The organism is Arthrobacter sp. 05T442 (genome assembly GCF_056395945.1).
The window spans coordinates 94,922-107,549 of record NZ_JBFTKM010000013.1 but is presented as its reverse complement, the minus strand read 5'-3'; the positions used below and the strand labels follow the sequence as shown (position 1 = coordinate 107,549).

At 66.4% G+C, this 12,628-nt stretch carries 14 protein-coding genes and 1 pseudogene; 5 read left to right on the top strand and 10 right to left on the bottom strand.

The features are described 5' to 3' along the window. From AC1DES_RS13580 to AC1DES_RS13560, 5 genes and pseudogenes are all read right to left on the bottom strand, one after another. A pseudogene (locus tag AC1DES_RS13580) lies at window positions 1-148 on the bottom strand (TetR/AcrR family transcriptional regulator); the annotation flags it as partial. Between the two features lie 185 nt (window positions 149-333). Continuing rightward, a complete protein-coding gene (locus AC1DES_RS13575; RefSeq protein WP_476896227.1) occupies window positions 334-606 on the bottom strand; it encodes a hypothetical protein in 273 nt (90 codons plus the stop codon). 24 nt (window positions 607-630) lie between these two features. Beyond that, the gene (locus AC1DES_RS13570; RefSeq protein ID WP_476896226.1) at window positions 631-999 is read right to left on the bottom strand and encodes a hypothetical protein; all 369 of its coding nucleotides are present in this window, start codon (window positions 997-999) and stop codon (window positions 631-633) included. Between the two features lie 343 nt (window positions 1,000-1,342). Then, a complete protein-coding gene (locus tag AC1DES_RS13565; RefSeq protein ID WP_476896225.1) occupies window positions 1,343-1,639 on the bottom strand; it encodes a hypothetical protein in 297 nt (98 codons plus the stop codon). 389 nt (window positions 1,640-2,028) lie between these two features. After that, window positions 2,029-2,664, bottom strand: a complete 636-nt coding sequence (locus AC1DES_RS13560) for a LysE family translocator (RefSeq protein WP_476896224.1) — start codon at window positions 2,662-2,664, stop codon at window positions 2,029-2,031. 389 nt (window positions 2,665-3,053) lie between these two features. Here AC1DES_RS13560 and AC1DES_RS13555 point away from each other — a divergent pair, with 389 nt between their 5' ends. From AC1DES_RS13555 to AC1DES_RS13535, 5 genes are all read left to right on the top strand, one after another. After that, on the top strand, window positions 3,054-4,094 hold the full coding sequence (locus AC1DES_RS13555; protein ID WP_476896223.1) for a Vgb family protein: 1,041 nt from the start codon (window positions 3,054-3,056) through the stop codon (window positions 4,092-4,094). 99 nt (window positions 4,095-4,193) lie between these two features. Continuing rightward, window positions 4,194-4,520 (top strand): YciI family protein, encoded by a 327-nt coding sequence (locus AC1DES_RS13550; RefSeq protein ID WP_476896234.1) that lies wholly within the window; start codon window positions 4,194-4,196, stop codon window positions 4,518-4,520. Window positions 4,521-4,564: 44 nt separating this feature from the next. After that, window positions 4,565-5,923, top strand: coding sequence for an RNA polymerase sigma factor (locus tag AC1DES_RS13545; protein WP_476896222.1), 1,359 nt, complete (start codon window positions 4,565-4,567; stop codon window positions 5,921-5,923). Further along, complete coding sequence (locus AC1DES_RS13540; protein ID WP_476896221.1) at window positions 5,920-6,258, top strand: YciI family protein; 339 nt, start codon at window positions 5,920-5,922, stop codon at window positions 6,256-6,258. Before AC1DES_RS13545 ends, AC1DES_RS13540 begins: the two co-directional genes overlap by 4 nt. Window positions 6,259-6,305: 47 nt before the next feature. Further along, window positions 6,306-6,686 carry a VOC family protein gene (locus tag AC1DES_RS13535; RefSeq protein ID WP_476896220.1) on the top strand — a complete coding sequence of 127 codons (381 nt, stop codon included), beginning with the start codon at window positions 6,306-6,308 and terminating at the stop codon, window positions 6,684-6,686. On the opposite strand, the gene AC1DES_RS13530 is transcribed toward AC1DES_RS13535, so the two are convergent. The 5 genes from AC1DES_RS13530 to AC1DES_RS13510 all read right to left on the bottom strand — a co-directional run bounded on the left by AC1DES_RS13530 (window position 6,679) and on the right by AC1DES_RS13510 (window position 12,618). Continuing rightward, on the bottom strand, window positions 6,679-7,617 hold the full coding sequence (locus AC1DES_RS13530) for an alpha/beta hydrolase (RefSeq protein ID WP_476896219.1): 939 nt from the start codon (window positions 7,615-7,617) through the stop codon (window positions 6,679-6,681). The two genes, AC1DES_RS13535 and AC1DES_RS13530, sit on opposite strands and share 8 nt — an antisense overlap. A gap of 86 nt (window positions 7,618-7,703) precedes the next feature. Next, window positions 7,704-9,266 (bottom strand): long-chain-fatty-acid--CoA ligase, encoded by a 1,563-nt coding sequence (locus AC1DES_RS13525; RefSeq protein ID WP_476896233.1) that lies wholly within the window; start codon window positions 9,264-9,266, stop codon window positions 7,704-7,706. Window positions 9,267-9,289: 23 nt separating this feature from the next. Beyond that, on the bottom strand, window positions 9,290-10,486 hold the full coding sequence (locus tag AC1DES_RS13520) for an acetyl-CoA C-acetyltransferase (protein WP_476896218.1): 1,197 nt from the start codon (window positions 10,484-10,486) through the stop codon (window positions 9,290-9,292). Window positions 10,487-10,521: 35 nt separating this feature from the next. Continuing rightward, the gene (locus AC1DES_RS13515) at window positions 10,522-11,778 is read right to left on the bottom strand and encodes an acyl-CoA dehydrogenase family protein (protein ID WP_476896217.1); all 1,257 of its coding nucleotides are present in this window, start codon (window positions 11,776-11,778) and stop codon (window positions 10,522-10,524) included. A gap of 126 nt (window positions 11,779-11,904) precedes the next feature. Continuing rightward, a complete protein-coding gene (locus AC1DES_RS13510) occupies window positions 11,905-12,618 on the bottom strand; it encodes a TetR/AcrR family transcriptional regulator (RefSeq protein ID WP_476896216.1) in 714 nt (237 codons plus the stop codon). Window positions 12,619-12,628 lie beyond the last annotated feature (10 nt).

Here is a 12,628-nt window from a genome sequence, read left to right as displayed (position 1 = left end):
TGGTGATTCCCTCATCCAGTTCGGCTGCACCGTCGTAGTCGGCGAGGACCGGGGCCAAGGTGCGAAGGCGGGGGAAGTCCTTGGGCGGCAGACGGTGCAGGCCCAGGCGCAGAAGGGCTTCGTTTTCCTCCGGGTCGACGACGAATTCCGCACGGTGAGGGCGTCGAGTCCTTCGGCATCCACGAGGGCCAACGCCGCGGACTAGACAAGGTCGCGCGCAGGCCCGGGCCGTTGGCCGGGTGCCATCAGGGGCGCGGCCTGGTTCTCAGCATCAACGGTCGGGGCACTGAAGGGGGATACGGTCATTTCGTTCCTCCCTTGGGCAGTGGCGGATTAAACCGCTTGCGGCGCGGAACGGTGGTGCGTTCGCGCAGGATCAGCCGTTGAAATGATGGCGAAGAAGATGATGATGGCGAATGACAGAAGACCGATGGCGGCGCCCTGGCCCCATTGCTGGTTGTTGAACGCAGTGCTGAACGACAGGTAGGCAGGCGTCAGGGTGGTTTTGGCAGGGCCGCCCTGAATGCCGGTATAGATCTGGTCGAAGACCTGCCAGGTGCCGATCAGGCCGAGCGTGATGACGGTGAACAGCGTAGGGCGCAGCATGGGCAATGTGACGAACCGGAAGCGCTACCGGCCGGTGGCGCCATCGAGCATGGCGGCTTCCTGGAGCTCGCCTTGTAGGTTCTGCAGGGCTGCGATGAACAGCAGCTTGAATGTTCCGGAGGTGGTGAAGACCGCCATCAGGATGAAAGCGGACATCGCCACGGATGGTCCGGACATCCAGTCCCACCAGCTGACACCCAGGAAGGACCGGCCGGCCAGGGATGCCGGCGGGGTGGTGATGCCGAGGCTGCCGGCTGCCAGGCGCAGCACCCCGTCGGGGTCCTGGAACCAGTTGGGTCCGGAAGCGCCGACCAGTGCGAGGAGTTTGTTGACGACACCGCTGGCACTGAAGAGGAACAGCCACAGCACTGTGATGGCCACCGAACTCGTCACCGAGGGACCTGGGGCGCTGCCCGCAAGCTGCGCAACCAGCCCGACGCCGTTCGGCGCCCTGCGGGTGGACGGCCTCCAATCAGCGCCGCCGGCTTCAGCGTAGAAGTCGACGCCGAGAGCCGGGTCACTGTAATCCCGGGATAGCAGTCTCCGCGTGCAAGCTAAACGCCGGCCCGGAAATGGCCGGTTACCGCGGGGCGGACGGCGATGATCGCGGACCGATGGTGCCATCGTTCCTGACCAGATCGGGGACGCAAATGTCAGCGGGACGGAGTGGAAGATATTTCCGCCGTCCCGCTGATCTGCGGTCAGTCGATTTCACGCGTCTGGCCGCGTGTGGCCGTCACCGAATGAAGGGGTGGTCGCGGTTGTCACCAATGCGGTGGTCACGGTTATCTCCGTGGTCCCGGTGGTCACGGTTATCGCAGCGGTCCCACCAGTTGCCGTGGTTCCACCAGTTGCTGTGGTCTGACCGGTCGAAGCGGTCACACTTGTTGTGGTCGCTATTGTGGTCCGGCCAGTTTTGGGCGGACATGCTGGCAGGGGCAGGGGCCGCCGCGCTGGCGGGAAGGGCGCTAACGCCCAGACCCAACGCAGCTGTCATGGCGGCGGTCCCAATAACGCGGGTAATTGCATGCATGGGAATGACCTTTACTCATGGTTTACGTCCTGGTTCGATCCACAACGTTATGACCGGCCTGACGGGTCTGCGGGAATCCCGGCTTCTCCTGAGGCGAAGAACGCAAACGCGGTGTGATGTGAACATGTTCCGCCGGTATCAGCCGCCGGCGGTGATGGAGTGCCCGATTCTTCAGGGCCATTGTCCTGCCGGGAGCATTGGCCGGAAACAGGACCATAACCATTAAATGCCCGTTCCGGGCATTTGTACACGGACAAAAAGTCCCGGCCGGCGATGCATTCCGGTGCTGGGTGAGAGTTGCCGGCCAGCACGGCCGGACCAGGACAAGAGTCCTCCTCGAACCTCCTCGAACCGGGCGTTGCCGGCCGCGTCGGCCGGCCACCGGACCGTTACGTGGAGGCCAGCGATTTCGTCAGGATTGTCCCGCCAACGCCGACCAGGACGGTACCGGATCCACCGGTGATGATCCGGTTCACGCGGGGGCGGCCCAGTGCCGTGGAGATTCTCTTGAGCGCATGTACCAGCACGATGTACCACGCCAATGCTGTGAGGAGAAAGATGCCGGCCATCAACGCGTGCTGCCCCAGCGGGGGAAGCGGGGCGAGATTGAATTGCGGGAAAAGGGACAGATAGAAGACGGCGACCTTGGGGTTGAGCAGATTGCTGACCATTCCTTGAAGGAATGGTGAGTTCCCGCGGAATCCAAACCCGGGTTCCGGGGCCGTGGGGTGACTGCGGGGGCGGCCGAAGGCCTCCAGCAGGGCGCGGGTCCCCAGATAGAGCAAGTACGTGGCGCCGGCGATCCTGATGGCATTGCCAAGAATTTCGGACGCACCCAAGAGCGCCGTGACGCCGAGCACAGCGAGAAGAGCAAGGATCGTGTTACCGGCCATGATTCCGATTGCGGTTGTTGCCGCTGAGCGCGGCCCGCGGGGTGCGTTCTTCAGCACCAGGGCAAAATCGGGGCCGGGGACCAGGACCACGACGACGCAGGTCAGCGTAAAGGCCATCAGTTGTTCGACCATCAAGGACTGCTTCCGGAGGAATGGATTTTCGGCCCGTATCGGCCGGCGGCTGGCGGACTCCCGCCGGCCGGGCAGGCGACGGGGATGCGACGGCATGCCCTGTCTTTGGCTCGGGCTGACTTTCACCTGTTGCCTTCAAAAGTGTAGCCGTGTCGGGCAGAGGAGCGCGGCTCCATCGGACCGGTCGCTCCTGTCGCCGCGGCTGACGGGCCGGGATCACCTCACCGTTAGCCGGAAGTCACCGGTCGTGCGGAGTAGGCTTCGTGAACCGGGGTTCCAGCGCCGTGGTGCACGGCACATCTATGGGGGTAGACAAAAGAGTGAAGCATCAAAGTCTGAGGACTGCGGCCGCGGTGGGAGCGGTCCTTCTTCTGGGGGCAGCCCCGGCCGTGGCAGCCCCTGCGGAGGTTCTCGACGTCGGCGGCACACCCGTCGGGGTGGTGGTTGGTACTGACGGCACGGCGTACGTGGGCAACTACAACGCGGCCGGCGGGATCCGGGTGATACCACCGGGATCGGCCCGTCCCTCGCGCACCCTCAGTACGGGCAACAACGTTTCCGGGATCGGAATGGCCCCGGACGGCACGCTGTACGTGGCTGAGCAGGACAGTTCAACGGGCCGGGACGTGGTGGGCGTCATCCCGGCCGGAGCGGCGGGCGTCGCACGGAACATTCCGGTCTTGCACGGGAACCATCTGATCGCCGTCGGACCCGACGGCACGGTCTTCGTTCCCAACGCTGCCGACCGCACCGTCTCGGTCATCGCGTCCGGCGCATCGGCGGTGGACCGCACCGTCACGGTCGGGGCAAGTCCGGTGGAAGTGGCGGTCACGAATGACGGCACCGCGTTCGTGACGAACCAGGACGACGGGACGGTCTCGGTGATCCCGGCCGGGGCGAACACCGTCTCACGGACCATCCAGGTCAGCGCCACTCCCGGGAAGAGTGATAACCCCCACGGGATCGCCGCCGGACCGGACGGGACGATCTATGTCACGAACATCAGTTCCAATCACGTCGCCGTCATCAAACCAGGAGCTGACACCGTGGCCTACAGCATCTATGTCCCGGGCGGACCCACGGAGGCCGCTGTCGGGCCGGACGGGACCCTCTACGTGGCAAGCGCCCTCAGCCCCGCGCTGTCCGTGATAACGCCGGGCGCCACGGCAGGAGACCCAGTCTCCCGCCGGGACACAAGCTGCCGACGCGGCCGCCGGACCCTGGAACTCGCCGCCCGGCATCGCCGGCACAGCCGCAGCAGCAACTCTCGCGGTCGCGGCGTTCGTCGTGGCCGCGCGACGCCGCAGGAAGGAAGGCCGGGCGCCCGCCCGACTGCGACGGCTCTACCGCAGCGGCATTCGATGATGTCCCGTGCAACTGGGCTTTGGCCGGCAAAGGGGCACGCAAGCACGGGCCCTGGATGTCTTTGACGGCGTCCGGAAAAGTATTTTTCGTCAGGTGTCCTTTTGGCGGCATCCCGGCCGTCGTAGTGGTGTAGCAACCGAAAGGGAGGAGTCAAAGTGGAGTACATGCTTTTCATCTGTAGCGATCCCGCGGCGCCGGAATATGTGGCGGCCGAGGACAATATCGTAGAATGGGCGGCCGAAATGGAAGCCCGCGGTGTCGCCCGTCACGGGGACCGGCTGCGTCCCGTGGAGGACGCCACAACGGTTACGGTGCGCGGGGGTGAGGTGGTGGTCTCGGATGGGCCGTTTGCGGAGACGAAGGAATGGATCGCGGGCTATGACATCATCGCGTGTGCCGATCTTGATGAGGCGATCGAGGTCGCGGCCAAGCACCCGATGGCCCGGTTCGGCAAGATCGAGATCAGGCCCGTGTGGCCGCTCGGATTGTAGCCACCCGCCCGCCGGGCGGCGCTGATGACCGGGGGAGGGGCGACGTGGCGCCGGAGCTGACGGACGTGCGCACCGTGCTCGCGGCGGCCTCCGCGGCGGAGACCGCACGGATCACCGCCACCCTCATCCGGGTGACGGGGGATTGGAGCCTGGCTGAGGATTGTGTCCAGGATGCGTTCGCGCGCGCCCTGGTCGACTGGCCGGCCCGCGGCATGCCGCGGAACCCCGGGGCGTGGCTGACCACCGTGGCCAGGAACAGGGCGATCGACCGGATGCGCAGTGCCGCGAGCGAAAAGAGGGCGGTGAGTGAACTCGCGATTCTCACGGAACTCGAAGGTCTGGCACTCGAAGGTCCGGCCGGGGAGGCCGGCAGCGGTCCGGCGGCCGGCGACGACCGGTTGCGGTTGATCCACACCTGTTGCCACCCTGCCCTCCCGCTCGATGCCCGGGTGGCGTTGACGCTGCGCACGGTCGCGGGGCTGACCACGGCTGAGATCGCGCGCGCGTTCCTGGTCCCGGAAGCCACCATGACCAAACGGCTGGTCCGGGCCCGGGCGAAGATCCGGGATGCCGGGATCCCGTACCGGGTGCCGCCACCGGAGCGGATCTCCGAACGCACGTCCGGGATCCTGGCCGTGCTGTATTTGCTGTTTAACGAAGGCTATTCCGCCACCGGCGGCGACGCACTCCTCCGCGGGCCGCTGGCCCGGGAAGCCATTCGCCTCACCCGGCTGCTGGTGGCGCTGCTCGATGGTTCCCCGCAGGAACCGGAGGCCCTGGGGCTGCTGGCGCTCATGCTGTTCCACCATGCCCGGCGGCGGGCACGGACAGACGACGCCGGGGACCTGGTGACGCTGGAGGAGCAGGACCGGTCATCCTGGGATAAGGCTGCCATTGCGGAGGCTGTGACGCTGCTGGCTGCTGCCGACGGGTTGGGCCTGTCCCGTGGTTCCCGGCCCGGGAGCTACCGCATCCAGGCCGCCATCGCGGCGTGCCACATGAGGGCCCGCGACGCCGGCAGCACAGACTTCGCCCGCGTGGCCTTGCTCTATGACGCCCTTGCCCGGATTGCGCCGTCACCGGTTGTCGAGCTCAACCGTGCCGTCGCCGTCGCGATGTCCCAGGGGCCCGGGGCAGGACTGGCCCTCATCGAGCGGCTGGACCAAGCCCGTTCACTCGAGGGGTACTACCTCCTGCCCGCGGCGAAGGCTGACTTGTTGCGACGCCTGGGCAGAAAAACGGAGGCCGGCCGCGAATATCAGCGCGCGTTCGGCCTCGCACCCTCCGAGGCCGAGCGCCGCTACCTCGCCAAACGCCTGGCCGAGACCAGCCCCGAGTCCTCGTCCGCGCCTGACCCCAGCCCGGCCAGATGCCCGGCACCCACCGCAAAGGAGCAGAAATGAAACACCTCATGCTGATCCCCAACAACGTCGAGACCTGGAACGCGCTCTCCGCGTCCGAGATCGAGGCGATCATGCAGGCGCACACCGCATTGCAGAAAGAACTCAGGGCCTCCGGAGAGTTCGTGGAGGCTCATGAGCTCGGTGACGAGGCGAAGTTCGTAAGGAACAGCGGCAGTACCTGCACCGTGACCGACGGTCCGTACATGGAGACGAAGGAAATCGTGGCCGGCTACTACATCGTCGACTGCGTGGACATGGCCCGCGCCGCGGAAATCGCCGGCAAGTTCGGCGAGGCCAGGCTGTGGCCCATCGAGATACGACGGATCGACCCATGACAACCCTGGGATTCAAGCGTCGGTGAAGAAAATACTAGGAGAAATACATGCGCGTGCAAATGAAACTGGAACTGGTGCCGCTGCCGGTAGCAGACGTGGAGCGGAGTAAGGCTTTCTACACGGACACCGTCGGGTTCAATCTGGATCACGACGTGCAGCCCGGGAATGGCATGCGGATTGTCCAGCTAACGCCACCTGGTTCAGCATGCTCCATCGTCATCGGCTCTGGGATGGGCAACAGCAACGCGGACGGCAGCACGGTCAAGGGCTTGCATTTAGTCGTTGACGACATAGCTGCCGCGCGCGAGCAACTCATCAACCACGGTGCCACCGTGAGCGATATTGAGGACATGGGCGGCGTCAAATTCGCGTACTTCAGCGATCCGGATGGTAACTCGTGGGCGCTTCAGGAGATGGGAGTTATGTGAGTTCCGGTGGCGTCGATGCCAGCCCGGCCCGGTCAACGCCCAGAGCGTCGCCGACCGCGGCGGCTACCTGCGCCGCGCCTGAGCGTCCCATGACGATTGTGTAGTGATTGACGTCGGGTACCATTTCGGCCCGCAGTGACGGCTGGCTGCCGGTCCATGGGTCAACGGATTCCTGTGTGTAAAGACCGGGGGATTCATTGAGGAGCCCGCGCGGCGCCCACAGCAGGACGGTCGGGTGGTGGAGATCGTGCAGCGCCTGGCGAACGGAGGTCCCGGCCAGGAGATCCTTCGAGTCCTCGGTCATTGCTTCGATGGAGGTCGAGGGACGAAGTTCCGGGGCTTCCCCCATCAAGTCGTATCGTGCGTAGGCTTCGACGGCGTCGTTCCAGCCGTCGGCAAAAGCCGGGTGGCGGCGCCAGAATCCCAGATACGTTTCGCGGTCCGGGAAACTCATCGACAGGCGCGCGGCCGCGGGCCCGAGGATCGCGGCAATGGCCTGGTCCACGCTGACTCCGGCCGGCAGCGTGAGCGGAAGGCCGCCGTCCACCAGCACGAGCGAGCTCACCCGCTGCGGGTAGGCCCGGGCGAAGACCGCCGCCGCGAAGGCGCCCATGGAGTGGCCAAGCACCACGACCCGGTCAGCCGACGCCGCATCAAGAAGTGCCGCCAGATCCTGGGCGTGGGCGGCCATGCCGAATGGTCCGGGCAACGCGTTGCTGCGCCCCCGGCCGCGCAGGTCCGGCGCGATGATCCGAACGCCGGGGAGGGCATCGGCCAGGACCGTCCACTGCATGTGTGAGGACGTTACGCCGTGCACGGCAAGGACGGTCGGGGCCGAGGGATCAGCTGGCCCCCAGATCGCGGTACGGAGAAGGCCGCTGCGCACGGGAACGTCGATGGTGCTGTAGTCGTTGCGGCTGGTCTCAGTCATGGGTCGATTCCTTTTTTGTTGAGCGGACCATCGGTTGAGCCTGAAAGATCTGCGGGGCCGCGACGTTGTGGGCTGGGACCGGTCCTCTAGGATCCGGCGGATTCCGTCGCGAGGTTCCGTTTGAGGATCTTTCCGCTGGGTCCGAGGGGGAGTTCCGCGAGCAGCCTGATGACCCGGGGGTACTTGTACGCGGCGAGCTGTGCGCTGGCGAATTCGATCAGCTCGGTCTCCGTGGCAGTGGCTCCGGCGTCGAGCACGATCGCGGCGGCGATTTCCTGGCCGTGGACATCGTGCGGGACTCCGTAGACGGCGGCGCTGACCACCTGCGGGTGGGTGAGCAGGATTTCCTCAACCTCGCGGGGGTAGACGTTGTACCCGTTGCGGATGATCATGTCCTTCTTGCGGTCCACGATTGTCAGGTAGCCGTCGTCGTCCTTCGTCCCGAGGTCCCCCGTGCGGAACCAGCCGTCAACGATTGCCTCGGCGGTGGCCTCCGGCCGGTTGAGGTAGCCCTTCATCAGCAGGTGTCCCCGGATGACGAGTTCGCCGAGTTCGCCGGCGGGCAGCAGTTCGATGCTTTCAACCGTTTCGGCACGGGCGATCTCAATGTCGACGCCCCAGATCGGAACTCCGATGGTGCCTGGCCGGGGTGGTGTGCCGACGTGGTTGAACGCGGCGACGGGGGATGTTTCGGTCAGTCCGTAGCCTTCGTGGATTTCGATGCCGAAAACGTCGCGGAACTTGTCCATCACGGCCAGCGGGAGGGACGATCCGCCGGAGACGCCGTAACGCAGGGCAGCCGGACGGACGGCAATGGTCTTGGCGGCTTCCAGAAGGGCCACATACATGGTCGGCACCCCGACGAAGATGTTCACGTTGTGCCGGTCCAGTAGTTTGAGGGCGCCCTCTCCGCTGAAGCGCGGCATCAGGACAACGGTGGCGCCGGCGCGCAGCCCCGCGTTGAGAACGACCGTCTGGCCAAAGGTGTGGAAGAGCGGCAAACCGCCGAAGAGGACGTCCCCCGGCTTGAAGTCCATGACGCTCGTCAGCAGGACGCTCGTTTGTTCCACGAGGGCGAAGTGGGTGCCGAGCGCCCCCTTTGGCTTGCCGGTGGTGCCGGAGGTGTAGAGGATCGTGGCGGTGTCCGAGGGCCGGCAGGGGACGTACGTCCGGATCGGCTCGGACGCGGCGGCCTCCGCTTCAAGCCGGGGCAGCACGCCTTCGTCGGGCGCCATCACGGTCAGCACATCGATCCCGCTGGCGGCGGCGCCGGCAGCCCCCTCCTTCAGCAGCGGAGCGGCGCAAATCAACAAAGTGGCACCGCTGTCCTGGAGCACGTACTCGATTTCGCGTGCCTTGAGCAGGGCGTGCACCGGTACCACAATGGCTCCCAGCGACAGGATGGCGTAGTACACCCGGGCGAAGTCCGGAACGTTGGGAATCAAGACGGCGACGGCGTCGCCGGGGCTGATGCCACGCGCGCGCAGCGCCCCGGCGTAGGCGCGGGTCTGACGCCACAGATCGCCGTAGCTGGTCTTGTCCTCGTCCACGACCAGGGCGATGCTGTCCGGCGTCCTCCGGGCGGATTCGGCCAGGATGGCTGCGACGGAAATTGTTGCAAAACCGTCGGCGGAATTGTTGGTGGTCATGGCCTGCTTCTTCGTTGGGATGGTCATGCTTTGAGGATCAGGGCGTCGCCCTGGCCGCCGCCGCCGCAGAGGGCAACGACGCCGGTGCCGCCACCGCGGCGCTTCAGGGCCAGCGCCTGGTGCAGGACCAAACGCGCGCCCGACGCCCCGACCGGGTGCCCGAGGGCGATGGCGCCGCCTTCGGCGTTCACGCCGTCCGTCTCGATGCCCAGGTCCTTGGCGGACTGGATCAGGACCGACGCGAAGGCTTCGTTGATCTCTACGAGATCGAGTTCCTGCACGGTAAGCCCCTCCAGCTTGAGGGCGCGTTCAATCGCCCGGGCCGGCTGGGAATGCAGGGAACCGTCCGGTCCCGCCGTCTGGCCGTGGGCGCCGATTTCGGCAATCCATTCGAGCCCTGCAGCTTCGGCGGCCGCCTTGCTGGCGATCACCAGGGCCGCTGCGCCGTCAGAGAGAGGGGAAGAGGAACCGGCGGTGATGGTGGCCGCCTCGTCTTTGGAGAAGGCGGGCCGGAGTTGCGCCAGTGATTCGGCGGTGGTTTCCGGGCGGATGCCCTCATCATGCTCGAGCATCACCGCGGGGCCCTTGCGTTGGGGCACCTGGATCGGCGCTATCTCCTCGGCGAACACTCCGGCGGCGCGCGCCGCTTCGGCGCGCTGGTGGGACAGGGCTGCGACGGCGTCCTGCTCGGCGCGCACGATGCCGCGCTCGGCGTTGCCGGCGTCCGTGGCGGCGCCCATCAGCAGGCCGCTCACCGGATCCTGCAACCCGTCGTGGTTCAGCGAGTCGAGCATCGGAGCGTCCCCGATGACGACGCCGGACCGGAGTCCCGGCACCAGATGGGGGGCGTTGGTCATCGATTCCTGGCCGGCCGCAACGATGAAGTCGGCTTCCCCCGCGCGGATCATCCGGGCGGCGTCAATCACGGCTGTGAGCCCGGACAGGCAGAGCTTGTTGATCGTGACGGTCGGCACGTCCCAGCCAATGCCGGCGGCCAGGCTCGCCTGCCGCGCGGGACCTTGTCCTGCGCCTGCCTGGATGACCTGTCCGACGATGACGGCCCCGATTTGTTCCGGGGCGACGCCTGTTCGTTCCAGCGCGGCCCGGATGGCGTGGGCGCCCAGGTCGCTGGAGGAGAAGGGGGTGAGGCCTCCGCGGAACCGGCCGAACGGCGTGCGGGCGCCGCCGAGGATGACGGGGATGTTGGCGTTCTGGTTCACGAGGAATCCTTTCGGGGTGGGAGGGAAAGCGTGGATCACGCGAAGGCGGAGGTGCCGGTGATGCCCCGGCCGATGATGAGGGCCTGCATTGTTTCGGTGCCTTCGTAGGTGTGGATGGCTTCGATATCGGCGAAGTGCCGGGCGACGCGGTTCGCCAGAAGGATGCCGTTGCCTCCCAGCAGGTCGCGGGCGTTGGACGCGATGCCACGGGCAACGCGGGTGCACGTGTATTTGGCAAGTGAGGCCTGTTCGGGCGTGAGCGCCCCTTCCTCATCGAGCCGCGTCATCTGGACGACCATCAGCTGCATGGTGGCGAGCTCGCTGAGCATCCGGGCCAGCCGTTCCTGCACGATCTGCGAGGCAGCCAGCGGCCGGCCGAACTGCTGGCGCTGCTTGGCATACTGGACCGCGGTTTCGTAGCAGGCGGTGGCGTGGCCGACGGCGGACCAGGCGACACCCAGCCGGGTGGCCAGCAGGACGCGCGCCGTGTCCTTGAAGGACCGTGCCCCGGGAAGGACGTTCTCTTCGGGGACAAAGACGTTCTCCAGCCGGAGGTGGGCCTGCCAGATGGCACGCAAGGCCAGCTTGCCTTCGATTTTCGTGGCGGAGTAACCGGGGGAGTCCTGCGGCACCAGATAGCCGTGGACCTGGCCGTCCTCGCCCCGGGCCCACACCACGCTGACCCCGCCGACGGAGCCGTTGCCGATCCATTTCTTCTCGCCGTTGAGAAGAAAACCGCCGGCCGTTCCAGTGGCCGTGGATTCGAGGGCCACCGCGTCCGAGCCGTGGGTGGGCTCCGTCAACGCGAACGCTGCATACTCCTTGCCGGCGGCAACCGCCGGCAGCCAGCGTTCCTTCTGCAGGTCAGAGCCGCACTCGGCGATGGACCGCAGGGCCAGACCGCCCTGGACCGCGATCATGGTCGCCACTGAGCCATCGCCGCGGCTGATTTCCATGTTCACGAGTCCGGCCGCCATCTTGCTCATCGTGGGGAAACCCTCCACCGCGATTCCGTCCCGCAGCAGGTCCAGCTCGCCAAGGCGCCTGAGAAGGTGCAGCGGGTAGTCGCCGCGTTCCCAGTAGCTGTCGATGACGGGAAGTACCTCGTCCTGGACGAAGTGCCGGGCGCGGTCCCAGTACGCCCGGTCTTCGCCGCTGGTACCAGCGAAGACGGACGCCGGGTCCGTGCCCAGGGCCTCCGTCAGAACGTAGTGGGGTTCTACGGTGCCGTCGGGAAAATGGTCCGCAACCGCCGGTGCGGTGAACCCGGCATCGGGCGACGTCGTCGTCATTGTGTTGTCCTCTGTCGGGGGCAAGGGCTCTGACTGCACTGTGGCTCACACCACATCGACTAAGGATGCAATGAAACGCGGTGCCACGTCAAGAAACTCAGTGCCATGACTTTCGTGACGGCGGTTTTAGGGCAGCGCATCGCGGACTGCCTTCAGGATTGCGTCCGTGTCTGCGCCGGCGGCAAGTACGGTCACGACGACGGCCGGGGGCGCGTGCGCGGAGGCGACGGGTCCGATCAATGCCGGCCGGAAGATCTCGGAGAGGGCGCGGAGTTCGTCGGCGAGGGCCGAGGCCCTCTCCCGGCCAGGCGGAGTTTCCGCTTCCTGGACATCCGGGGTTGAGCGGAGCCACCGCCGGAGGAAGGCGTTGTGGACGGCGACTGCGGCTGCGGCGAAAGACACGGCCTTGTATTCACGATGCTCACCGTCAGGCAGTTTATCCAGCAGGTGCAGGAGGAAGGCGCGCTCGTACCGGTGGGAGGTGACCAATTCCCGGTCCCGGAGGGCCGGCACGGCCTGCATCAGCTCATACCGGGCGCGCGACGTTTCCCGGTTCCGCAAATGGTGGTTGAACACCAGCAGCGCCGCGTCCTCGATTGCTGCCAGTGGTTCCAGCATCGTTTCCGCCAGACGGTCGGTCACCTGCGCCAGGATCCGCTCGTGGTCAGCGAAGACGACGTCCTCCTTGGACCCGAACTTCCGAAAGAAGGTACTGCGGCTCATGCCCGCGGCGTCCGCCAGTTCGTCAACGGACGTCCTGTCATAGCCCTGCCGCGCCAACAGCCTGATGGCGAGGGCCGCGGGCCCGTCGGCAGTGTGGGATGTGGGGTGGGAGACCATGGGCCGAAAT

Bases quoted from the DNA above. Each gene is read 5' to 3' on its own strand.
- AC1DES_RS13550 (WP_476896234.1), top strand. From the start codon at position 4,194: ATGCTTTTCATCTGTAGCGATCCCGCGGCGCCGGAATATGTGGCGGCC.
- AC1DES_RS13530 (WP_476896219.1), bottom strand. From the start codon at position 7,617: ATGACTGAGACCAGCCGCAACGACTACAGCACCATCGACGTTCCCGTG.
- AC1DES_RS13510 (WP_476896216.1), bottom strand. From the start codon at position 12,618: ATGGTCTCCCACCCCACATCCCACACTGCCGACGGGCCCGCGGCCCTC.
- AC1DES_RS13515 (WP_476896217.1), bottom strand. From the start codon at position 11,778: ATGACGACGACGTCGCCCGATGCCGGGTTCACCGCACCGGCGGTTGCG.
- AC1DES_RS13565 (WP_476896225.1), bottom strand. From the start codon at position 1,639: ATGCATGCAATTACCCGCGTTATTGGGACCGCCGCCATGACAGCTGCG.
- AC1DES_RS13535 (WP_476896220.1), top strand. From the start codon at position 6,306: ATGCGCGTGCAAATGAAACTGGAACTGGTGCCGCTGCCGGTAGCAGAC.
- AC1DES_RS13525 (WP_476896233.1), bottom strand. From the start codon at position 9,266: ATGACCACCAACAATTCCGCCGACGGTTTTGCAACAATTTCCGTCGCA.
- AC1DES_RS13575 (WP_476896227.1), bottom strand. From the start codon at position 606: ATGCTGCGCCCTACGCTGTTCACCGTCATCACGCTCGGCCTGATCGGC.
- AC1DES_RS13560 (WP_476896224.1), bottom strand. From the start codon at position 2,664: ATGGTCGAACAACTGATGGCCTTTACGCTGACCTGCGTCGTCGTGGTC.
- AC1DES_RS13540 (WP_476896221.1), top strand. From the start codon at position 5,920: ATGAAACACCTCATGCTGATCCCCAACAACGTCGAGACCTGGAACGCG.